Origin of the sequence: Pseudomonas sp. PDM28 (genome assembly GCF_019219115.1) — a bacterium.
GTDB lineage: Bacteria > Pseudomonadota > Gammaproteobacteria > Pseudomonadales > Pseudomonadaceae > Aquipseudomonas > Aquipseudomonas laurylsulfatiphila.
The window spans coordinates 301040-320938 of record NZ_JAHUWG010000010.1; the positions used below are offsets into that span (position 1 = coordinate 301040).

The following is a 19899-nucleotide window of genomic DNA, read 5'->3' on the forward strand; positions in this document are numbered from 1 at the left end:
TTTTAGATTTGGGTTGTAGAGGCTTGAAGTTGCGCACCAAAGGCGCAGACCAGCTCGTCCTGACCTTTGCGGCCGACGATTTGCAGGCCGACTTTCAATCCGCCGCAATCGAGTTCCACCGGCACCGTCAGCGCCGGGTGGCCGCTGAGGTTGAAAGGCCGCACCAGCGGGGTCATGCCAGCCACGGCCTTGCTGCCGGCGCGGGCTTCGCTGAGGGTTGGCGGCAGGCTTGGCAGCGTCGGCAGCAACAGCACGGCGAACTCTTCCAGCGCTGCATCGACCTGTTGCGTGAAGCGCGTGCGCACGGCCTCTGCCTCTGCGAGCTCTTCACGCGTAATACGGCTGGCCGCCAACAGGCGTGTCTCGACATCGGCGCCGATCAGGCCTTTGCCGGTGAGATGACCGAACGCGGCCCAGTTTTCAAAATTGATCACGGTCAGGCCGGCGGCGAACGCGGCTTCGAATTCGCTCAGGTGCAGGTGGCTGCGACGCCATCCCGCGCGGTCGGCCGCGGCACCGAGACTGGCTTGCAGGTGCGCGTCACAGGCCACGTCGAGGAAGCCGACTTTCGCGCCGTCTGCGGGCAGTCCCTGCACCTCAAAGCCTGGGCAAATCACCTGCATGGCGGCGATCAGATCGTCCATGCTTTTGGCGAACGGCCCGACGCAATCGAGGCTGGATTCCAGCGGATGGGCACCGATGCGGCTGACACGGCCATAGGTCGGCTTGAGCCCGGCGATGCCGCAGCACGCCGCCGGCACCCGCACCGAACCTCCAGTGTCGGTGCCGATGGCAATGTCTGCCAGGCCGGCGGCGACGGCCGAGGCCGAGCCGCTGGAGGAACCGCCCGGCACCCGGTCCGGCGCCTGCGGGTTCACCGGTGTGCCGGTCCAGTCGTTGATGCCGGTGACGCCGAAGGCCAGTTCATGCAGATTGGTCTTGCCGACGATCTGCCAGCCCGCGTCGAGGATCGCGTCGACCACTTCGGCGTTTTTCGTTGCAGCGGGTGCATCGGCGAAAGCACGGCTGCCCGAACGGGTCGGGTGGCCGGCGATGTCGATGGAGTCCTTGATGGCGACGCGCTTGCCGTTGCCACCGAGGAGGAATTCGCTGATGAAAGTACTCATGCATTCAGCTCCGTGTTGAACAGCCGTTGCGTGCGGAAATGGGCGATCAGCCAGGTGCCGTCGACGCAGCGGAAATCGATGTTCAGGCGCGTGCCGAACAGCTCGTTGCGGCCATCGGCGTAGGTGGAGATCTGCTGCATGATCCACTGCCCTTGCGCCGTGCTGCCGTCGACGCTGATCGACTCGCTGGTGAGGTAGTGCAGGTTCAGTCGGAAGTGGTCCGACGGCGGCAGGTAACCGCCGACAAACTCGGCCACGGCATCACGCCCACGGTGCAGACCAAAGGTTTGCGCGGTCTGGCTGCCGACGCCTTCCCAGACCGCATCGATGCAGAACAGCTCAGCCAATTCGCTGACATGGGTAAGCGCCCTCGGCACATCGCACAGGTCCATGTAGCGCGCCATCAGACGACGCACCGCGCTTTCCCCTTCGAGCGTCTGAAGACGCTGCAGCAAGGCCTCGTTCATGGCTTACACCCTGGCCGCGTCAGGGATGGTCAGCGGGCGACCGATGCGCGCTTCGACCTTGGCGTAGCGCCACAGGCTGTACTCGCCCACCGGCGTGGTGCGGAACAGGTTGCAGGCGTCGATCACCGACTGGTGGCAGTCGACGTCGGCCATGATGTACACGGTCCAGGGCGAGGTGGTCGACGGGCCGACCATCAGGCGGTCGTCGTCCATGGCGCCGAGCACGGTGATGCCGGGCATGGCGCCGAGGGAGCCCATCATCTGGCTGAAGCCCTTCCACACGCTCAGGCCTTCGCCGGTGGGCAGGTCGAAAAAGTTCTGGGTAATGCCGATGCAGAAGACGACGCGCAACGGTTCCTGGGTAGCTTGGGACATGGTGTTGATCCTTGAAAAAGTAATGAAAAATCAGATGTAGCCCGGGAACGGCGGCACGCCGAGGAACACCGAGCCGGCGCCGTCGTAGAGCCCTTCGCTGAGGAAGGCGTGCTGGGTCACCACCATCGAGTCGCGCAGGTAGCGTTGCAGCGGATGACGCAGGTAAATGGCGGTGGTCCCGGCCAGGCTGTAGGCGCTCTGCACCACCTCGGCACCCGCCTGGGAGACATGGATCGCCGACAGGCGCAGCAGGCTGGTCTGCTCCGGCGTGACCGGGTTGCCGGCCAGGATCGAGTTCCACACCTGTTCGGTGGCGTTGTAGAAGAACCCCCGTGCGGCCATCAGCTTGGCTTCGGCCTTGGCGATCTCGATGCGCACGTAAGCGCGGTCGGCCATTTTCGGCGCACCGGTAATGCCGCCGGCGCCGGCCATGCGGCTGATTTCGTCCAGCGCTGCACGGGCCAGGCCGAGGTTGACCACCGCCAGCACTTGCGCGGCGTAGGCGATCGACGGGTAGCGAAACAGCGGTTCATCGATGGTTGCAGCCCCGCCACGGATGAAGGTCCAGCGGTCCTCGACGAATTTGTCGGTGACGCGCAGATCATGGCTGCCGGTGCCCTTGAGGCCGACCACGTCCCAGTTCTCGACGATCTCGACCTGGCTGGCCGGGAACACCGCCGTGCGCGGTTTGCCGCCCGCCGCACTGGCGCCGATGCCGACACCCAGCAGGTCCGCGCCTTTGCTGCCGCTGGCGAACTTCCAGGTGCCGTTAACCTGCCAGCCGCCTTCCACCGCCTCGGCTGGCTGCAGCGGGAACAACCCGCCGGCGAACACCAGGTCCGGGCTCTGGGCGTAGATTTCAGCCAGGGTTTCCGGTGGCAAGGCCGCCAGATAGACACCGGCGCTGCCGAAGCTGGCGACCCAGCCCGCCGAGCCGTCGGCTTCGGAGATGCGTTCGATCATGTGCAGGAACAACGCCGGTGCCAGGGCGTCGCCGCCGTAGCATTTCGGCGTGGCGGCGCGGTAGATGCCCAGTTGCTTGAAGCGCTCGATCATGTCCCGAGGCACGTGGGAGCCGGCGTCGAATTCCTCGCGGCGTTGGCGAACCTCATCCAGCACCTGCTCAAATAGCTGACTCTCGACCATTGGCACGACCGGGCCGGACACAGGGTCTTGTTGCCGCAGCATGGGCTAGTTCTCCGTTTTGATTATTGTTAGAGGGCTCCACCGCTCCTTGTAGGAGCGAGCTTGCTCGCGATGGTCGTCAACGATGACGCTGGAAACCTGGCACCCCGTGGCGCTCTCAGGTTCATCGCGAGCAAGCTCGCTCCTACAAGGGTCGGGTCGTTGCCCTTGCATTGGAGGCCAGTGTAAAAACCGTATCCCGGCGCAACTATTGGTGCGTGCAGCCTCCTCGCTAAAGAAAACCCCTAGGTCCACGCCGGTTACCTCTGAGCGCATCGCGCTGTGCGAGCAGGTATAAAACGCCATACTGCAAATCTCTGCCGCCAGGGGCCGTGCGATGTACCTGCCAAAACCGAACGACTTTTTTGCCCTGATCGAAGCCATGCCGCTGTGCATCATTCTTCATGACGCGCACACCAAGGAGATTCTCTGGGCCAACGCCGCTGCCCTGGCGGCGCTGGGTTTTACCCTGGAGGAACTGACGCCGCTCAAGGCCCCGGACATGACCCGCGATGCGCCGAAGTACCGACGTTCGGTCGGCTTGCGCTGGCTCGAAGGCGCCGCGCGTACCGGGCAGCGCGCCATCGAGTGGTGCTATCGCTCCAAGCAAGGGGTGGAGATTCTTTCCGAGGCGGTGGCGACCCTGGTGCACCTGGACGGTCGCGATGTGTTGATGGTGCAGTTCCGCGACATCTCCAAAGAGGACAAGGTCAAGCGCGACCTCAAACGGTTCGAAAGCCGGCTCAAGGCCTTCATGCAGGACCTGGCCGAAGGCGTGGCGGTGCTCGGCCCCGAGGGCGACATCCGCTTTATCAGCGACTCCGGCGCGCACCTGCTCAACAGCGAAGTGCACAAGCTGATGGGCAAGAACTTCCTGGCCTGGTGCGACGACGCATCCGGCCAGCGCCTGCTGCAACAATTTGCCCATGAAACGCCGGAGCACGCGCCGTTCAACGTGCATTACAAGGTGCAGCGCCGGGATGGCGAATGGCGTTGGCATGACGCGACCTGCCGCTACATCGAGATTGAAGATGATCTGGTCGGCCATCTGCTGCTGTTCCGCGACGTCACCGAGCAGGTCCAGGCCGAGGAAGCGCGGCGGGTCAGCGAGCAGAAGCTCGAGTACCTGGCGCGCTACAACGCCATGGGCGAAATGGCCGTGGCCATCGCCCACGAACTGAGCCAGCCCTTGGCCGCCACCCGCAACTTCATCGAAGGCACGATGATTCGCCTGGGCAACGCCGGCGAAACCGATCAGGACGTCGCCTGGGGTTTGCAAAACGCGGTACGGCAAATCGAGCATGCCTCGGTGATCATCAAGAGCGTGCGCGACTATGTGGTCAAGCTGGAGCAATCGGAGGAGCGGGTCGACCTTAATGAACTGCTGCGCGAAACCCGCTACTTCATCAGCCTGCGTGCCGACCCGAGCCGGGTGCGCGTGGAAATCATCGCCTCGCCAGAACCGCTGATGGTGAGTTGCGAGAAGGTGCTGATCGGCCAGGTGATCCTCAACCTGGCCTTCAACGCCATCGAAGAAATGGCCGACCTGCCGGCCGAGCGGCGCGTGTTGCGGATCCAGGCCAGCCGCGACAACGAGGTGGCGCTGGTGCGCATCGAAGACTGCGGCCGTGGCATCCAGGCCCAGGCGCAGGAGAAGCTGTTCGACGGCTTTTTCTCCTCCAAGGTCAGTGGCAACGGCATTGGCCTGGCGCTGTGCAAGAACATCATCGGTCGCCACCGGGGCGATATCTGGGCGCAAAACCTGGCGCCGTGCGGCGCGGTATTCAGCTTTTCCCTTCCACTCGCCTGACCAGCACAACTCCTCTGGTCTGACATACACAAACCCTGTGGCCTTACACAAACCCTGTGGCGAGGGGGCTTGTCGGAACGCCGCATCGCCCCGTTCGGTGGCGAAGCCGCCGCAAAACCTGCTGGCATGGTTTGACTGGAAAATACTGGGGCCGCTTCGCGACCCAACGGGGGCAAGCCCCCTCGCCACAAGTGCAGCGTCGCCCTCCCCCTCTCAGACCCTTCAACCCCCTGCTTTATCAGCTTGTGCAGCCAGTTTCACGACACTGGCACAGACACACAAACACTTGGCAGGCAGGGCAATTCTCCTGATCGCGGGGCACGGCAGAATCAAAGGGTAAAAATCTGCCAAAGCACCCGCGATCCGCGTTACCAACAATTCAGGAAGTTCCCCTTATGCGAACAAACAGGATCTCCGTACAGTCAGCGCTTGGCCTGAGCCTGCTTGTACTCGGTTTGAACAGTGCCCGCGCGGATTTGCCCGCCGGTACGATTGGCCAGACCGTTCTGGCGTTTCCACCCGAAGCTCACCGCGCGTTTGTCATCGACGTCGAGTTCGACAGTTTCGTCGCCGGCCGCGTGACCGTGGTCGACCCGGACCAGAAGCGCATCCTCGGCATGGTACCGACCGGTTTTGCCGCGCCGTCGACCCTCAGCCATGACAAGAAGACCCTCTACAGTGCGGACATCTGGTATTCGCGCGGCACCCGCGGTACCCGTACCGACGTACTGACCGCGTGGGACAGCTCGACCCTGTCGCCGGCCTGGGAAGTGCTGATCCCGAACAAGCGCGCCGAATCGCTGACCCAGCGTTATGCGCTCAAGCCGAGTGGCGACGACAAGTTCGTCTATGTCTACAACTTCACCCCGTCGACCTCGGTCACTGTGGTCGATACCCAGGCCAAGGCCGTTGCCACGGAAATCGCCATTCCCGGTTGCGTGCTCAACTACCCGATCGGCAACCGCCGCTTCGCCTCGCTGTGCGGCGACGGCAGCCTGCAAGTGGTGACCCTCAACGATCAGGGCCAGGAAAGCGCGCGCAGCCGCACGCCGTTCTTTGATCCAAATGCGGAAAAACTGGTGGAGCGCGCGGTCAACGTCGGCGACACCTACTACTTCACCACCACGACCGGCACCGTGCGCCCGGTGGATTTCGCAGGTAGCGCGCCGAAGATCCTGCCGTCCTGGTCGCTGGTTACCGACGAAGAAAAGAAGGCCGGTTGGGCACCGGGCGGCTGGCAGTTGATGGCCGTGGCACCGAAGCTGGACCGCCTGTACGTGCTGATGCACGACGCCCACGAAGCCATGAAGTGGGAAGACCCGAGCCCTCTGATCTGGGCGTTCGACCTCAAGACCCACAAGAAAGTAGCGACCCTGGAAGCCCCGGTTCCGGTGTGGAGCATGCAGGCCACCGGTGATGACAAGCCGTTATTGCTCGGCACCGATGTGGAAGGCGGTTTGCAGATTTTCGATCTGAAGACCAACAAGCTCACCGGCAGCATGCCGAAAGTCGCGAAGACCGCGACTCAGGTCCTGAGCTACTGAGAGGTTCGGCCATGCACACAGATCCGATCTTCATCATTGCCAGCGCCATCGCCATCGCGGTGTTGCTGGCCAGCGCCGCGACCCACAAGTTGCGCGCGCCGGCCCGCTTCGCCCGGCAACTGGCGGACTACCAACTGCTGCCCCAGGCGCTGGTGCGCCCGACGGCACGGCTGGTGCCGCTGCTGGAACTGGCCATCGCCTTTGCCCTGCTGGTGCCGGTCAGCCGGGGTTACGCCGCGGTGAGCGCGGCCAGCCTGTTGGCGCTGTACGCCGCCGCCATCGGCATCAACCTGTGGCGCGGTCGCGCGGACATCGACTGCGGTTGCGCCGGTCCCGACCAGGCACAACCGCTGCGCCCGGTGCTGCTGGCGCGCAACAGTGCACTGGTGCTGCTTGCGCTGGTGGCCTGCGTGGCGCCGGTCGCCCGCGACCTCAACCTGTTCGATGGTTTCGTGACCCTGGCCGTCGCCGCGGTCGCGTTGCTCATCTACGCCGCCGCCGATGGCTTGCTGGCGAATTCCCCTCTTCTGCTCAAATTGATTGGTAGGTAATCGAAATGGAAGGCTTGATTGTTTCCAACGTTCTGCTCTGGGTGCTGCTGGTGGCCGTGGCGTTTGTCGTCATGGGCCTGGTGCGGCAGATTGGCGTGCTGCACGGGCGTCTGGCCCCGGCCGGCGCGCTGATGGTCGACAAAGGCGTGGCGGTCAATGAACCCGCGCCGCAGATCACTGCCAGCGATCGCCACGGTCGCCCGGTGAACTTCGGTTATGCCGGTGAAAAATCGCAATTGCTGTTCTTCCTCTCGCCGACCTGCCCGATCTGCAAGTCGCTGCTGCCGGCGATCAAATCCATCGCCAGGGAGCAAGCGGGCAGTCTGGACGTGGTGTTCGTCAGCGATGGCGACATGGACGCCCAGCAAGCGCTGATCCGTGAACACAAACTCGAAGACGCCACCTACGTGGTCGGCCCGGAAGTGGGCATGACCTACCAGATCGGCAAGCTGCCGTACGCCGCGCTGATCGACAAGGCCGGCACCCTGCGCGCCAAGGGCCTGGTCAACTCCCGCGAGCACCTGGACAGCCTGTTCGAAGTCGAGCACCTCAAGCACGCCACGCTGCAGCAGTACCTCAATGCCCAACCCCACACCCACGACCACAGCCACGGCCATAGCCACTGATAAGGCAGGGAGACGTTTATGAAACTGCTGGATCTGTTGTTCGAGCGCTCGACCCGCCGTGTGGCCGACACCACCTCGCGCCGCAAATTGCTGTCGCGCATGGGCTCGCTGATGGTGGCCGGCGCCGCCCTGCCCTTGCTGCTGCCGCTGGACCGTACCAGCAAGGCCCTGGCCGCGGAGCCGGCGCAGGCTGGCGACCCGGGTGATCCGAACAGCTGCGACTACTGGCGCTACTGCTCCATCGACGGCTTTCTGTGCAGTTGCTGCGGCGGTTCGGTGACCTCCTGCCCGCCAGGCACCGAAGCCTCGCAAGTGACCTGGATCGGCACCTGCCGCAACCCGGCCGATGGCAAGGACTACATCATTTCCTACAACGACTGCTGCGGTAAGCAAAGCTGCGCCCAGTGCGCCTGTACCCGCAACGACAGTGAAGAACCGGCTTACCGCCCGTTCAACAACAACGATGTGAACTGGTGCCTGGCCGCCAAATCGCACATCTATCACTGCACCGTTTCGGTAATCCGCGGCGTCGCCGTCTAAACGCGCACTTTCCGCCGGTTGCTCGCGTAATCGGCGGTTTTTTTTCTGTGGCTGCTTTTCATTTTTTTACTGCTTTGTGTGGGTACCTGTAGGAGCGAGCCTGCTCGCGAAGAACTCAAGGGCGACGCGTTAAACCAGATAGCCCGCGTTATCGTTGACGTCCTTCGCGAGCAGGCTCGCTCCTACATTGAGGTGCCAAACCGGTCATCAGCGGAGGTTGGTTTTATGCGTAGGTTGATATTGCTCGGACTCGTCTGCGCCCTGAGCGCCCCGCTCGCGTTCGCCCGGGCCATTCCCGACCCGGCGCAGGGACATGCGCCGGGCAACGAAGAGATTCAAAAACCGATTGCCCAGGCCGGGTACGGCGTCGGCGTCAACTATCAGCTGCAATGCGCCGGTTGCCACCTGGGCGACGGCACGGGTTCCGCCGCCAATGACACGCCACGGATGAAAGGCTTTGTCGGCAACTTCCTGAAGGTACCGGGCGGCCGCGAATTCCTCGTGCGGGTGCCGGGCATGTCGCAGTCGGCGCTGAACAACGCGCAACTGGCGGACTTGCTCAACTGGCTGATGCGTAAAGACGGCATGGCGGGTGAAAGCCTGCCGGCCGACTATCAGCCTTACACCGCCGAAGAAGTCGCGGCGCTGCGCGCCCAGACCATGCTCAACCTGCCCGGCACCCGCAGCGAGTTGATCAAGGCCATGCGCGCCCAAGGCATCGCCATCGATGACGGGATGACCGCTGGAACGATGGACTCGCCGACGGCAAATCAGTAACGTAACCGGTGCTGCTTTCGACCCCACCAAAGCGAAAAGGGAGTTTGCATCGTGACCGAAGAGACAAAAACCAAAGGACCGGCTTCGTACTTCCCGTCAATCGAGAAGAAGTATGGGCAGCCGATCAGCCATTGGCTGGACCTGCTTAAAACCCTCAGCGACAAGAAGCACATGGAAATGGTGGCCTGGCTCAAAACCGAACACGGCATGGGTCATGGCCACGCCAACGCGTTGGTTGCCTATTATTTGGCAACTGCCACCTAGCGTCGGACAACGCCATGCCCGCCCCCGAATCCACCCTCCTCGACAGCTGGCACCACAATGCCCGGGCCTGGATCGACGCCATCCGCACGGGCACCATCGAAAGTCGTCTGAAGGTCACCGACCAGGCCATCCTGTTGGCGGTGCTGGGGCGCCAGCCTGAACGGGTGCTCGACCTGGGTTGCGGCGAAGGCTGGCTGTTGCGTGCGCTGACGGACCGGGCCATCGAGGCGGTCGGGGTGGATGGCGATGCGACGCTGGTGGAAGCGGCACGGGCGGCGGGCGCTGCACCGGTGCATCTGGCGAGCTATGAACAGTTGGCAGAGGCAGCCGTCGACATCGGTCGCGACTACAACCTGATCTGCGCCAACTTCGCCCTGCTGCATCAGGACATCATCCCCCTGCTCGGCGCCATGAACAGCCTGCTCGCCCCTGGCGGCGCGCTGGTGATCCAGACGCTGCACCCGTGGGCCGCTGCGGCGGGCGACTATCAGGATGGCTGGCGGGAAGAGACCTTTTCCGGGTTCAAGGGCCAGTGGCAGCCCATGCCGTGGTACTTCCGCACCCTGTCCAGTTGGCTCAACGCGCTGGACATGGCCGGTTTTGTACTGGCCGGCTTGCAGGAACCGCAACACCCGCAAAGCCCTGTGCCGCAGTCGTTGCTGTTGGTGGCCGAGCCGCGGCTGTAGCAGCGCGGCACAGCCAACATCATCGGCGATTGATCTACCGCTTTCGCGGGCAAGCCCGCTCCCACAGGTTTTGTGAACACTGAAGTACCTTGTGGGAGCTGGCTTGCCAGCGAAGGCGTCGGCACAGCCAACATCATCAGCGATTGATCTACCGCCTTCGCGAGCAAGCCCGCTCCCACAGGTTTTGTGAACACTGAAGAACCTTGTGGGAGCTGGCTTGCCAGCGAAGGCGTCGGCACAGCCAACATCATCGGCGATTGATCTACCGCCTTCGCGAGCAAGCCCGCTCCCACAGGTTTTGTGAACACTGAAGAACCTTGTGGGAGCTGGCTTGCCAGCGAAGGCGTCAGCACAGCCAACATCATCGGCGATTGATCTACCGCTTTCGCGGACAAGCCCGCTCCCACAGGTTTTGTGAACACTGAAGTACCTTGTGGGAGCTGGCTTGCCCGCGAAGGCGTCGGCACATCCAACATCATCGGCGATTGATCTACCGCTTTCGCGGGCAAGCCCGCTCCCACAGGTTTTGTGAACACTGAAGAACCTTGTGGAAGCTGGCTTGCCAGCGAAGGCGTCGGCACAGCCAACATCATCAGCGATTGATCTACCGCTTTCGCGGGCAAGCCCGCTCCCACAGGTTTTGTGAACACTGAAGAACCTTGTGGGAGCTGGCTTGCCAGCGAAGGCGTCGGCACAGCCAACATCATCGGCGATTGATCTACCGCTTTCGCGGACAAGCCCGCTCCCACAGGTTTTGTGAACACTGAAGAACCTTGTGGGAGCTGGCTTGCCAGCGAAGGCGTCGGCACAGCCAACATCATCAGCGATTGATCTACCGCTTTCGCGGGCAAGCCCGCTCCCACAGGTTTTGTAAACACTGAAGAACCTTGTGGGAGCTGGCTTGCCAGCGAAGGCGTCGGCACAGCCAACATCATCAGCGATTGATCTACCGCTTTCGCGGGCAAGCCCGCGCTCCCACAGGTTTTGTGAACACTGAAGTACCTTGTGGGAGCTGGCTTGCCAGCGAAGGCGTCAGCACAGCCAACATCATCAGCGATTGATCTACCGCTTTCGCGGGCAAGCCCGCTCCCACAGGTTTTGTGAACACTGAAGTACCTTGTGGGAGCTGGCTTGCCAGCGAAGGCATCGGCACATCCAACATCATCGGCGATTGATCTACCGCCTTCGCGGGCAAGCCCGCTCCCACAGGTTTTGTGAACACTGAAGTACCTTGTGGGAGCGGGCTTGCCAGCGAAGGCGTCGGCACAGCCAACATCATCGGCGATTGATCTACCGCTTTCGCGGGCAAGCCCGCTCCCACAGGTTTTGTGAACACTGAAGTACCTTGTGGGAGCTGGCTTGCCAGCGAAGGCGTCAGCACAGCCAACATCATCGGCGATTGATCTACCGCTTTCGCGGACAAGCCCGCTCCCACAGGTTTTGTGAACACTGAAGAACCTTGTGGGAGCTGGCTTGCCAGCGAAGGCGTCGGCACAGCCAACATCATCGGCGATTGATCTACCGCCTTCGCGGGCAAGCCCGCTCCCACAGGTTTTGTGAACACTGAAGAACCTTGCGGGAGCTGGCTTGCCAGCGAAGGCGTCGGCACAGCCAACATCATCGGCGATTGATCTACCGCCTTCGCGGGCAAGCCCGCTCCCACAGGTTTTGTGAACACTGAAGAACCTTGTGGGAGCTGGCTTGCCAGCGAAGGCGTCAGCACAGCCAACATCATCGGCGATTGATCTACCGCTTTCGCGGGCAAGCCCGCTCCCACAGGTTTTGTGAACACTGAAGTACCTTGTGGGAGCTGGCTTGCCAGCGAAGGCGTCGGCACAGCCAACATCATCGGCGATTGATCTACCGCCTTCGCGGGCAAGCCCGCTCCCACAGGTTTTGTGAACACTGAAGAACCTTGTGGAAGCTGGCTTGCCAGCGAAGGCGTCGGCACAGCCAACATAGAAGCCTGAGCACTGTGAAGTACTCCGGTGCGCTCATGCTGCTAACGCGTCAGGCCCATTCTTTACGCAACTGACGCGCAGCGTTGACCATGTGTACCAGCGCCGCTTCGGTTTCCGGCCAGCCGCGGGTTTTCAGGCCGCAGTCCGGGTTGACCCACAGGCGTTCGGCGGGAATGCGCCTGGCGGCCTTGCGCAACAGGTTGGCCATTTCCGAGGAGTCCGGCACCCGTGGCGAGTGGATGTCGTACACGCCGGGGCCGATGTCGTTCGGGTAGGCGAAGGCTTCGAACGCGTCCAGCAACTCCATGTCCGAGCGCGAGGTTTCGATGGTGATCACGTCGGCATCCATGGCGGCGATGGACTCGATCACATCGTTGAACTCGCTGTAGCACATGTGGGTGTGGATCTGGGTTTCGTCACGCACACCCGAGGCGCACAGTCGGAACGCTTCGGTCGCCCAGTCCAGGTAGTGTTGCCACTGCGCCTGGCGCAACGGCAAGCCTTCGCGGAACGCCGCTTCGTCGATCTGCACGATCCTGATTCCGGCGGCTTCCAGGTCCACCACTTCGTCGCGAATGGCCAGGGCCAGCTGACGGGCTTGTACTTCACGGGTCACGTCTTCGCGCGGGAACGACCACATCAGCATGGTCACAGGACCGGTCAGCATGCCCTTCATCACTTTGTCGGTGAGGCCTTGGGCGTAGCGGATCCACTCCACGGTCATGGCTTTCGGGCGGCTCAGGTCGCCGAAGATCACCGCCGGTTTCACGCAGCGCGAACCGTAGCTCTGCACCCAGCCAAAACGCGTGAACGCATAGCCGTCGAGTTGCTCGGCGAAGTATTCGACCATGTCGTTGCGCTCGGCTTCACCGTGCACCAGCACGTCCAGACCCAGGCATTCCTGCACTTGCACGGCGTGGCGGATCTCGCTGTGCATCGCTTCGGTGTATTCGGCCTCGGTCAGCTTGCCTTGCTTGAACGACTGGCGCGCCAGACGGATCGACGCGGTTTGCGGGAACGAACCAATGGTGGTGGTCGGGAACAGTGGCAGGTTCAGGCGGGCGCGTTGCCTGGCGATACGCTGGGCAAACGGCGATTGACGCTGGCTGTCCTTGGTAGTGATCGCGGCGACACGCGCCTGAACAGCCGGCTTGTGGATGCGTGGCGATGCAGCCCGGGCAGCCTGAACGGCGCGACTTTGGCTCAGCGCCTGGAGTACGTTCGGCGCCTCGGGCTCGTTGACCGCCTGAGCCAACAGAGCGACTTCTTCACACTTCTGCACGGCAAACGCCAGCCAGCTTTTCAGCTCGGCATCGAGCTTGTCTTCGCGGCCCAGATCAACCGGGCTGTGCAGCAGCGAGCAGGACGGCGCGACCCACAGGCGATCACCCAGGCGTTCGTGAGCGTGCTGCAGGGTGGCCAGGGCGTTTTCCAGGTCGCAACGCCAGACGTTACGACCGTTGACCACACCCAGCGACAGCACCTTATAGGCCGGCAGGCGGTCGAGAATGGTCGGGTACTGTTCAGGCGCACGCACCAGATCGATGTGCAGGCCATCCACCGGCAAGTTGGCGGCCAGGCCCAGGTTCTCTTCCAGGCCACCGAAGTAAGTGGCGACCAGCTTCTTCAGCGGGTCGCGCTGGATCAGGTTGTAGGCGCGTTCGAAGGCATTTTTCCAGTCCTGAGGCAGGTCGAGCACCAGGATCGGCTCGTCGATTTGCACCCATTCGACGCCCTGTGCCGCCAGGCGCTGGAAGATCTGGCCGTACAGCGGCAGCAGGCGTTCGAGCAGTTCGAGCTTGTCGAACCCGGCGCCCTTGGCCTTGCCCAGCCACAAGTAGGTCAACGGGCCGATGATCACCGGCTTGACGTTATGCCCCAGTGCGCGGGCTTCTTCGACTTCTTCGAACAGTTGATCCCAGCCAAGCTGGAACTGCTGGTCGGCGCTGAATTCCGGGACCAGGTAGTGATAGTTGGTGTCGAACCACTTGGTCATTTCCTGGGCGTGGGCACCGCCGCAACAGCTGTCGCTCACACCGCGCGCCATGCCGAACAGGGTCTGCAGGCTGGCCTTGCCATCGTGCGGGCGGAAACGCTCAGGGATCACACCGAACATCAACGAGTGGGTCAGGACCTGGTCGTACCAGGCGAAGTCGCCAACCGGCAGCAGTTCGATGCCGGCCTTTTTCTGCAAGTCCCAGTGGGTCTTGCGCAGGTCACGGCCAACGGCGCGCAGGCCGGCTTCATCGAGCTCGCCCTTCCAGAACGCCTCTTGGGCCTTTTTCAGTTCACGGTCGCGACCAATGCGCGGGAATCCAAGGGAATGGGCCACAGCCATGTCAAATAACTCCAATGCGTTCAATGGAGCCATTGTCGACAGTGCCGGCGAGTGAGACAAACTCATTTTAATCGTGATGATCACAAGTTTTTCTCATAATCCGTAGTCCTGCGCAACCGGCGCTGAATGGACACCTGGTTCAACGCGCTCGCCCCGATGTCCAACCTGCACCGTGGCGTGTGCGTAAGCCGGGCGTCGATGGCATCATCACCCGCTACGAAGTTTTTCGATGTCCGCCCTCTCTGATCGACCAAGGAATAGTCCCGATGCGTATCAAAACAAGGCTGGCCTGTGCCACGGTGCTCTACCCGGACGCCACAGCGCAGACCGCCTGGATCAACCCATGACGGCCATTTTCCGGCCGCGTCCGACCTTGATCGGTTTGCTGCTGTTGCTGCTGGTGGTGCTCTGGCTGTCCCTGGCCCTCGGGCCGGTCAGCCTGCCACTGGGCGATACCTTGCTGGCCGGCATGCGCCTGCTGGGGTTGCCGCTTGACGGGGGCGACACGCAGCAGGCGGAGCTGATCCTCGGGCAGATCCGCCTGCCGCGCAGCCTGCTCGGCATCGCCGTGGGCTCGGTACTGGCGTTGTCCGGGGTGGCGATGCAGGGGTTGTTCCGCAACCCCTTGGCGGACCCGGGCCTGGTCGGCGTGTCCGGCGGTGCCGCGCTGGGTGCCGCCCTCGCCATCGTCGGCGGCAGCCTGCTGGGTGGCGTGCCACCGGCCATCGAACCTTATCTGCTGTCGGTCAGCGCCTTCGCCGGTGGCTTGATCGTCACGGCGGTGGTGTATCGCTTCGGCCGCCGCAACGGGCAAACCGACGTTGCCACCCTGCTGTTGGCGGGTGTGGCGATGACGGCCATGGCCGGTGCCGGCGTGGGTCTGTTCACCTACCTGGCCGATGACGCGACCCTGCGCACCCTGACGTTCTGGAACCTGGGCAGCCTCAACGGCGCCAGCTATCCGCGCCTGTGGCCGTTGCTGATCGTCACCCTGGGCGTGGCGCTGTGGTTGCCACGTCGCGCGGCGGCACTCAATGCCATGCTGCTGGGCGAATCGGAGGCCCGTCACCTGGGCTTCGACATCGAGCGCATCAAGCTTGAGCTGGTGTTGTGCACGGCGCTCGGCGTCGGCGCGGCCGTCGCGGCAGCCGGCCTGATCGGTTTCATCGGCCTGGTGGTGCCGCACCTGATGCGCCTGCTGGTTGGCCCGGATCACCGGGTGTTGCTGCCCGCGTCGCTGCTCGCCGGTGCCAGCCTGCTGTTGTTGGCCGACCTGGCCGCGCGCCTGCTGTTGGCGCCGGCGGAATTGCCGATCGGCATCGTGACCGCACTGATCGGCGCGCCGTTCTTTCTTTATTTGCTGGTTCGAGGGCGTTCCTGATGCTGCGGGCAAACAACTTGCTGGTACGTCGTGGCAACCGCACGGTACTGGCGAACATCGATATCCAATTGCGCCCCGGCGAAGTGCTTGGCGTACTGGGACCGAATGGCGCCGGCAAAAGCACCCTGCTCGCCGCCTTGTGCGGCGAACTGCCAACCAGCGAAGGCAGGGTCAGTCTCGACGAGCGCCCGCTCGCCGACTGGCCGGGCCAGGAGCGGGCCAGGCGCCTGGCCGTGCTGCCGCAGAGTTCGAGCCTGAACTTTGCGTTCTCGGTCAATGAAGTCGTGGGCATGGGGCGTCTGCCTCACGCCAGCGGCCGCGTGCGCGATGGCGAAATTGTCACCGAGGCGCTTTCAGTGGCCGATGCGCTTCATCTTGCCGGGCGCAGTTATCTGGCGCTTTCCGGCGGTGAACGCCAGCGCGTGCATCTGGCGCGGGTGCTCGCTCAACTCTGGCCGGGGGCCGAAGGGCAAACCCTGCTGCTCGATGAACCGACGTCGATGCTCGATCCGTTGCACCAGCACACCATTTTGCAAGCCGTGCGCGACTTCGCCGAGCGCGGTGCAGCGGTGCTGGTGATTCTGCACGACCTCAATCTGGCGGCGCGCTACTGCGATCAACTGCTGTTGTTGCAGCAGGGCCTGCCCCACGCCTACGGTCCACCGGCACAGGTGCTGACCGCCGAGGCGCTGGCGGCGGTGTATGGCCTGGAGGTGCTGATTCACCAACACCCGGAACGCGGCCACCCGTTGATCATCGCGCGCTGATACCGTCCGCTTCTTCGTTGATCGAAGCGGCTGCTGTCTATTCAAGGAGAACCGATGCGCTTTCTGTTGCTGTGTGCGTTCAGCCTGTTGGCTGCCTGCCAAACCCATTCTGTAACGCCGCCCCCGGCGCCGATTGCCCCACAAGGGCGCGACCACGCCGATCTCGGGGTCATCCGCGAACTCGCCAGCGGTCGCACGCTGACACCGCAGGAACTGGTCGAACGCCTGGCCGTTGCGCCGCGGGTTCTGGTCGGTGAACAACACGACAACCCGGACCACCACGCCCTGCAATTGTGGTTGCTGCGCGAGCTGGCGGCACAGCGTGCCCAGGGCAGCCTGCTGATGGAGATGCTCAATCCCGATCAACAGGCCAAAGTCGATGCCGCGCAAGCTGCGACCCGCGCCGGCCAGCCGCCGGCGGACGCGTTCAAGGCGATCGCCTGGCAGGCCAATTGGGACTGGAGCGTCTATGGTGCCCTCGTCACCTATGCGCTGCGTCAACCCTATCCGCTGCTGGCGGCGAATCTGGACCGCGCGCAGATTATGCAGATCTACCGACAGCGCCCTGAGTTGAATGGCGCAGCGTCCACCACCCGACAGGTGCAGGCGACTTTGCTGGACGACATCCGCCAATCCCATTGCGGTCTGCTGCCCGAATCACAAATGCCGGCCATGCTCGCCGTGCAGCAACAGCGCGACCGGCGCATGGCCGAGCGCCTGATGGCCGCGCCGACGCCAGCGTTGCTGCTGGCCGGGGCCTTTCATGTGCGCAAGGACCTGGGGGTGCCGCTGCACTTGAAAGACCTCGGTGCCGATGAAGGCAATGCGGTGCTGATCCTCGCCGAAGCGGGCAAGACCGTGACCGCCGAGAGCGCGGATTACGTGTGGTACACGGCCGCACAGCCGGAACAGGATCATTGCGCGAAGTTGCGTCGTTAATTGTGGTGAGTGGGCTGTCTGTGGTGAGGGGGCTTGCCTGTGGCGAGGGGGCTTGCCCCCGTTCGACCGCGAAGCGGTCGCCAAACAGGTGCATGCGGTTTACCTGACATACCGCATTATCCGGGTTTGGGACTACTTCGTAGTCCAACGGGGGCAAGCCCCCTCGCCACAGGCAAGCCCCTCGCCACAGGCAAGCCCCCTCGCCACAAGAGCACTATTGCCCTCAGCCGAACATGCTACGGCGCGACACTATGTCACGCCTCTGCGCCGGTCCAATGGTCGTATCCACCCCGCCGCTACCGGCACAGTTTGTTAACATCCCCACGTTTTTTCGTCTGTACAGTCACCACGCTGTCAGTTTCAGCCTGTTCAACAGGATGCTTTTTTCCATGAGTACTTTGTATACCCGCCGAACTGTCCTGCAAGGCATGGGCCTGTTGAGCCTGGGCCTGCTCGCCGGTTGCGACGACAGCAGCAAGCTGTCGTTCAAGTACGGCAAAGACCTCAGCGACAAGATCATGGGGCGTAACTTCAAGCTCACGAACACCGAGGGCGAAACCAGGATGCTGGGCAGCTATCGCGGCCTGATGCCGATGGTGTTCTTCGGTTTCACCCAGTGCCCGGCCGTGTGCCCCACCACGCTGGCCCGCGCTGCCCAGGCCAAAAAGCTGATGGGCCGCGATGGCGAAAGGCTGCAGGTGATCTTCATCACCCTGGACCCGGAGCGCGACACGCCAGAGCTGCTCGACAAATACGTCAAGGCTTTCGACCCGAGTTTCGAAGCGCTGTACGGCACCCTGGAACAAACCGCCGCCACCGCCAAGGAATTCGGCGTGTTCTTTGAAAAAGTCCCGAGCGGCGATACCTATACCCTCTCCCATACCGCGACCAGTTATGTCTTCGACTCCCGGGGCAATCTGCGCCTGGGGCTGTCCGCGTCCCTGACGGCCAAAGAGTGCGCAGAGGACCTGCTCACCGTGATGGAGGTTTGCTGATATGAACGCCCCGCAGGCTAAGAACCGTTTCGCGCAACGCTGCAAGCAACTGGCACTGGGCTTGTCCCTGGTCGGCCTGGCCTTCCAGGTGTCGGCACAAACCCGGGTCGACGACGCCTGGGTCCGCGCCACCGTAGCCGGCCAGCCGTCGAGCGGCGCCTTCATGACCGTCACCGCGAGCAGCGACAGCAAACTGTTGAGCGTGCAAACGCCGGTGGCAGCTCTGGTGCAGATTCATGCAATGAGCATGAAAGACGACGTGATGAAAATGCAGCAGGTGGACGCCGTGGCACTGCCGGCCGGTAAAGCGGTGAGCCTGGATCCCAATGGCTACCACATCATGCTCATGAACCTTGCGGGCCAGATCAAGGAAGGCGACAAGGTGCCGCTGACCCTGACCGTCGAAGACGCCAAGGGCGAGAAAGAGTCGATCCAGGTTGAAGCCGTTGCCAAGGCGATTGGCACCATGGATCACGGCAGCATGGCGCATGATCACAGCAAGATGAATTGATGCCCGCGTAACACTGTAGGAGCCGGCTTGCCGGCGATGGGGCCATGGGAACCTGCATCGATCTTGCGGCCCTCATCGCTGGCAAGCCAGCTCCCACAGGTACGGGGTGATCAACTCAAACGAGCTTGAGCACGACGTTGATGTTGTTGCGCGTGGCTTTCGAATACGGGCAGTACTGATGCCCGGTGTCAACGATTTTCTGGGCGGTTTCACGGTCCAGCCCCGGCAGGCTGACATTGAGCCGCGCCTGGAGCAGGTAGCCGCCTTCATTAGTGCCCAGGTCGACTTCCGCATCGACCGCCACATCCTTGGGCAACGCCACTTTCATTTCCCTGGCTGCCACTTGCATGGCGCCGATAAAGCAGGCTGACCACCCGGCAGCGAACAATTGCTCGGGGTTAGTACCGCCACCGCCCGCACCTGGCGACGACAGCTTCACATCGAGGATGCCGTCGGAACTGCGGGAGGCGCCATCACGCCCGCCGGTGGTGTGGGTCTGGGCGGTGTACAACACTTTATCGATCTGGTTCATGCTGACCTCCTGATTGAGTTGTAGGAAATCGGTTTTAACACCCATCCAGTCGCCGGGATGGTCAATCAATATAGACGTCACCGGCCCGCGCCGCAGTCGATCCGACCGGCGCCCGCTTCTTCACTATTTGCGCGCCAACTTGTACCTGACGCAGTCCTCATAAAAGCTTTGCCGCACAGCCGTCGGTTTCAATCGCGAAGAACTGTCATAAGTTTGCTCTGTAATACCAAGAGCCATCATGCGCATCCATGTTTTTGAGAACTTGTAGGCCTGGATTTTCTGCCGTGCGGCGTACAGGGAAACCCCTGAGAGCTTGAGCTCCTGTGCCCTTGCAGCAGTGCCCGCGCCCCAACTGCACATGTATTGATCCTGGGTGGCCAGTTCTTTGGCTTGCGTCGAGTTGCTGATACCCGCAACAACTAGCGGAATTAACGCGATCCATACCTTGCGCATCTTGACCTATCTAACTAGTTGAAAATGAACTAATTTTGCGGGGGATTTTTTAACTTGGGGGCCAGCATCG

General features: G+C 62.7%; 21 protein-coding genes and 1 pseudogene. 14 read left to right on the forward strand and 8 right to left on the reverse strand.

Translation table 11 applies throughout. From position 1 onward, the window contains the following. Window positions 1–2 precede the first annotated feature (2 nt). From KW841_RS23410 to KW841_RS23425, 4 genes are read right to left on the reverse strand one after another with little or no spacing between them, the layout of a single operon-like run. Window positions 3–1127: an amidase gene (locus KW841_RS23410; protein ID WP_218479968.1), complete on the reverse strand. Its 1125-nt coding sequence runs from the start codon at window positions 1125–1127 to the stop codon at window positions 3–5. After that, window positions 1124–1594: a nuclear transport factor 2 family protein gene (locus KW841_RS23415; protein ID WP_218479969.1), complete on the reverse strand. Its 471-nt coding sequence runs from the start codon at window positions 1592–1594 to the stop codon at window positions 1124–1126. Before KW841_RS23415 ends, KW841_RS23410 begins: the two co-directional genes overlap by 4 nt. A gap of 3 nt (window positions 1595–1597) precedes the next feature. Then, window positions 1598–1969, reverse strand: a complete 372-nt coding sequence (locus KW841_RS23420; protein ID WP_007978123.1) for a hypothetical protein — start codon at window positions 1967–1969, stop codon at window positions 1598–1600. A 30-nt stretch (window positions 1970–1999) separates the two neighbouring features. After that, a complete protein-coding gene (locus KW841_RS23425; protein WP_218479970.1) occupies window positions 2000–3157 on the reverse strand; it encodes an acyl-CoA dehydrogenase family protein in 1158 nt (385 codons plus the stop codon). Between the two features lie 69 nt (window positions 3158–3226). Here KW841_RS23425 and KW841_RS29825 point away from each other — a divergent pair. From KW841_RS29825 to KW841_RS23465, 9 genes and pseudogenes are all read left to right on the forward strand, one after another. Continuing rightward, window positions 3227–3304 (forward strand): annotated as a pseudogene (locus tag KW841_RS29825) (outer membrane lipoprotein carrier protein LolA); the annotation flags it as partial. Window positions 3305–3491: 187 nt separating this feature from the next. After that, the gene (locus KW841_RS23430; RefSeq protein WP_218479971.1) at window positions 3492–4964 is read left to right on the forward strand and encodes an ATP-binding protein; all 1473 of its coding nucleotides are present in this window, start codon (window positions 3492–3494) and stop codon (window positions 4962–4964) included. Between the two features lie 395 nt (window positions 4965–5359). Then, window positions 5360–6508 (forward strand): amine dehydrogenase large subunit, encoded by a 1149-nt coding sequence (locus KW841_RS23435; RefSeq protein ID WP_218479972.1) that lies wholly within the window; start codon window positions 5360–5362, stop codon window positions 6506–6508. Between the two features lie 11 nt (window positions 6509–6519). Continuing rightward, window positions 6520–7059 carry a MauE/DoxX family redox-associated membrane protein gene (locus KW841_RS23440; protein ID WP_218479973.1) on the forward strand — a complete coding sequence of 180 codons (540 nt, stop codon included), beginning with the start codon at window positions 6520–6522 and terminating at the stop codon, window positions 7057–7059. Window positions 7060–7064: 5 nt separating this feature from the next. After that, on the forward strand, window positions 7065–7685 hold the full coding sequence (mauD, locus tag KW841_RS23445; protein ID WP_007978113.1) for a methylamine dehydrogenase accessory protein MauD: 621 nt from the start codon (window positions 7065–7067) through the stop codon (window positions 7683–7685). An 18-nt stretch (window positions 7686–7703) separates the two neighbouring features. Beyond that, window positions 7704–8225 carry a methylamine dehydrogenase light chain gene (locus KW841_RS23450; RefSeq protein WP_007978110.1) on the forward strand — a complete coding sequence of 174 codons (522 nt, stop codon included), beginning with the start codon at window positions 7704–7706 and terminating at the stop codon, window positions 8223–8225. 225 nt (window positions 8226–8450) lie between these two features. Beyond that, complete coding sequence (locus KW841_RS23455; protein WP_218479974.1) at window positions 8451–9002, forward strand: cytochrome C; 552 nt, start codon at window positions 8451–8453, stop codon at window positions 9000–9002. Window positions 9003–9053: 51 nt separating this feature from the next. Further along, window positions 9054–9266, forward strand: coding sequence for a DUF4287 domain-containing protein (locus tag KW841_RS23460; protein ID WP_218479975.1), 213 nt, complete (start codon window positions 9054–9056; stop codon window positions 9264–9266). Window positions 9267–9280: 14 nt separating this feature from the next. Continuing rightward, window positions 9281–9952, forward strand: coding sequence for a bifunctional 2-polyprenyl-6-hydroxyphenol methylase/3-demethylubiquinol 3-O-methyltransferase UbiG (locus tag KW841_RS23465; protein WP_218479976.1), 672 nt, complete (start codon window positions 9281–9283; stop codon window positions 9950–9952). Between the two features lie 946 nt (window positions 9953–10898). On the opposite strand, the gene KW841_RS23470 is transcribed toward KW841_RS23465, so the two are convergent. After that, window positions 10899–11831: a hypothetical protein gene (locus tag KW841_RS23470; RefSeq protein WP_218479977.1), complete on the reverse strand. Its 933-nt coding sequence runs from the start codon at window positions 11829–11831 to the stop codon at window positions 10899–10901. Between the two features lie 131 nt (window positions 11832–11962). Beyond that, complete coding sequence (gene metE / locus KW841_RS23475) at window positions 11963–14251, reverse strand: 5-methyltetrahydropteroyltriglutamate--homocysteine S-methyltransferase (protein ID WP_218479978.1); 2289 nt, start codon at window positions 14249–14251, stop codon at window positions 11963–11965. Between the two features lie 397 nt (window positions 14252–14648). On the opposite strand from metE, the gene KW841_RS23480 reads away from it, so the two are divergent. From KW841_RS23480 to KW841_RS23500, 5 genes are all read left to right on the forward strand, one after another. Continuing rightward, a complete protein-coding gene (locus KW841_RS23480; protein WP_218480021.1) occupies window positions 14649–15632 on the forward strand; it encodes an iron ABC transporter permease in 984 nt (327 codons plus the stop codon). Continuing rightward, window positions 15632–16399: a heme ABC transporter ATP-binding protein gene (locus KW841_RS23485; RefSeq protein ID WP_218479979.1), complete on the forward strand. Its 768-nt coding sequence runs from the start codon at window positions 15632–15634 to the stop codon at window positions 16397–16399. Before KW841_RS23480 ends, KW841_RS23485 begins: the two co-directional genes overlap by 1 nt. A gap of 54 nt (window positions 16400–16453) precedes the next feature. After that, window positions 16454–17338: a ChaN family lipoprotein gene (locus KW841_RS23490; protein ID WP_218479980.1), complete on the forward strand. Its 885-nt coding sequence runs from the start codon at window positions 16454–16456 to the stop codon at window positions 17336–17338. Between the two features lie 389 nt (window positions 17339–17727). After that, the gene (locus KW841_RS23495; protein ID WP_007978090.1) at window positions 17728–18333 is read left to right on the forward strand and encodes an SCO family protein; all 606 of its coding nucleotides are present in this window, start codon (window positions 17728–17730) and stop codon (window positions 18331–18333) included. Window position 18334: 1 nt separating this feature from the next. Continuing rightward, a complete protein-coding gene (locus KW841_RS23500; RefSeq protein WP_218479981.1) occupies window positions 18335–18844 on the forward strand; it encodes a copper chaperone PCu(A)C in 510 nt (169 codons plus the stop codon). Window positions 18845–18959: 115 nt separating this feature from the next. Here KW841_RS23500 and KW841_RS23505 read toward each other — a convergent pair whose 3' ends face one another. Together KW841_RS23505 and KW841_RS23510 are read right to left on the reverse strand one after the other, a co-directional pair. Beyond that, window positions 18960–19376 carry an organic hydroperoxide resistance protein gene (locus KW841_RS23505; RefSeq protein WP_095968188.1) on the reverse strand — a complete coding sequence of 139 codons (417 nt, stop codon included), beginning with the start codon at window positions 19374–19376 and terminating at the stop codon, window positions 18960–18962. 123 nt (window positions 19377–19499) lie between these two features. Continuing rightward, window positions 19500–19829: a hypothetical protein gene (locus tag KW841_RS23510; protein WP_007978083.1), complete on the reverse strand. Its 330-nt coding sequence runs from the start codon at window positions 19827–19829 to the stop codon at window positions 19500–19502. Window positions 19830–19899: the final 70 nt, after the last annotated feature.

Bases quoted from the DNA above. Each gene is read 5' to 3' on its own strand.
- KW841_RS23410 (WP_218479968.1), bottom strand. From the start codon at position 1,127: ATGAGTACTTTCATCAGCGAATTCCTCCTCGGTGGCAACGGCAAGCGC.
- KW841_RS23415 (WP_218479969.1), bottom strand. From the start codon at position 1,594: ATGAACGAGGCCTTGCTGCAGCGTCTTCAGACGCTCGAAGGGGAAAGC.
- KW841_RS23420 (WP_007978123.1), bottom strand. From the start codon at position 1,969: ATGTCCCAAGCTACCCAGGAACCGTTGCGCGTCGTCTTCTGCATCGGC.
- KW841_RS23425 (WP_218479970.1), bottom strand. From the start codon at position 3,157: ATGCTGCGGCAACAAGACCCTGTGTCCGGCCCGGTCGTGCCAATGGTC.
- KW841_RS23430 (WP_218479971.1), top strand. From the start codon at position 3,492: ATGTACCTGCCAAAACCGAACGACTTTTTTGCCCTGATCGAAGCCATG.
- KW841_RS23435 (WP_218479972.1), top strand. From the start codon at position 5,360: ATGCGAACAAACAGGATCTCCGTACAGTCAGCGCTTGGCCTGAGCCTG.
- KW841_RS23440 (WP_218479973.1), top strand. From the start codon at position 6,520: ATGCACACAGATCCGATCTTCATCATTGCCAGCGCCATCGCCATCGCG.
- mauD (WP_007978113.1), top strand. From the start codon at position 7,065: ATGGAAGGCTTGATTGTTTCCAACGTTCTGCTCTGGGTGCTGCTGGTG.
- KW841_RS23450 (WP_007978110.1), top strand. From the start codon at position 7,704: ATGAAACTGCTGGATCTGTTGTTCGAGCGCTCGACCCGCCGTGTGGCC.
- KW841_RS23455 (WP_218479974.1), top strand. From the start codon at position 8,451: ATGCGTAGGTTGATATTGCTCGGACTCGTCTGCGCCCTGAGCGCCCCG.
- KW841_RS23465 (WP_218479976.1), top strand. From the start codon at position 9,281: ATGCCCGCCCCCGAATCCACCCTCCTCGACAGCTGGCACCACAATGCC.
- metE (WP_218479978.1), bottom strand. From the start codon at position 14,251: ATGGCTGTGGCCCATTCCCTTGGATTCCCGCGCATTGGTCGCGACCGT.
- KW841_RS23485 (WP_218479979.1), top strand. From the start codon at position 15,632: ATGCTGCGGGCAAACAACTTGCTGGTACGTCGTGGCAACCGCACGGTA.
- KW841_RS23490 (WP_218479980.1), top strand. From the start codon at position 16,454: ATGCGCTTTCTGTTGCTGTGTGCGTTCAGCCTGTTGGCTGCCTGCCAA.
- KW841_RS23495 (WP_007978090.1), top strand. From the start codon at position 17,728: ATGAGTACTTTGTATACCCGCCGAACTGTCCTGCAAGGCATGGGCCTG.
- KW841_RS23500 (WP_218479981.1), top strand. From the start codon at position 18,335: ATGAACGCCCCGCAGGCTAAGAACCGTTTCGCGCAACGCTGCAAGCAA.
- KW841_RS23505 (WP_095968188.1), bottom strand. From the start codon at position 19,376: ATGAACCAGATCGATAAAGTGTTGTACACCGCCCAGACCCACACCACC.
- KW841_RS23510 (WP_007978083.1), bottom strand. From the start codon at position 19,829: ATGCGCAAGGTATGGATCGCGTTAATTCCGCTAGTTGTTGCGGGTATC.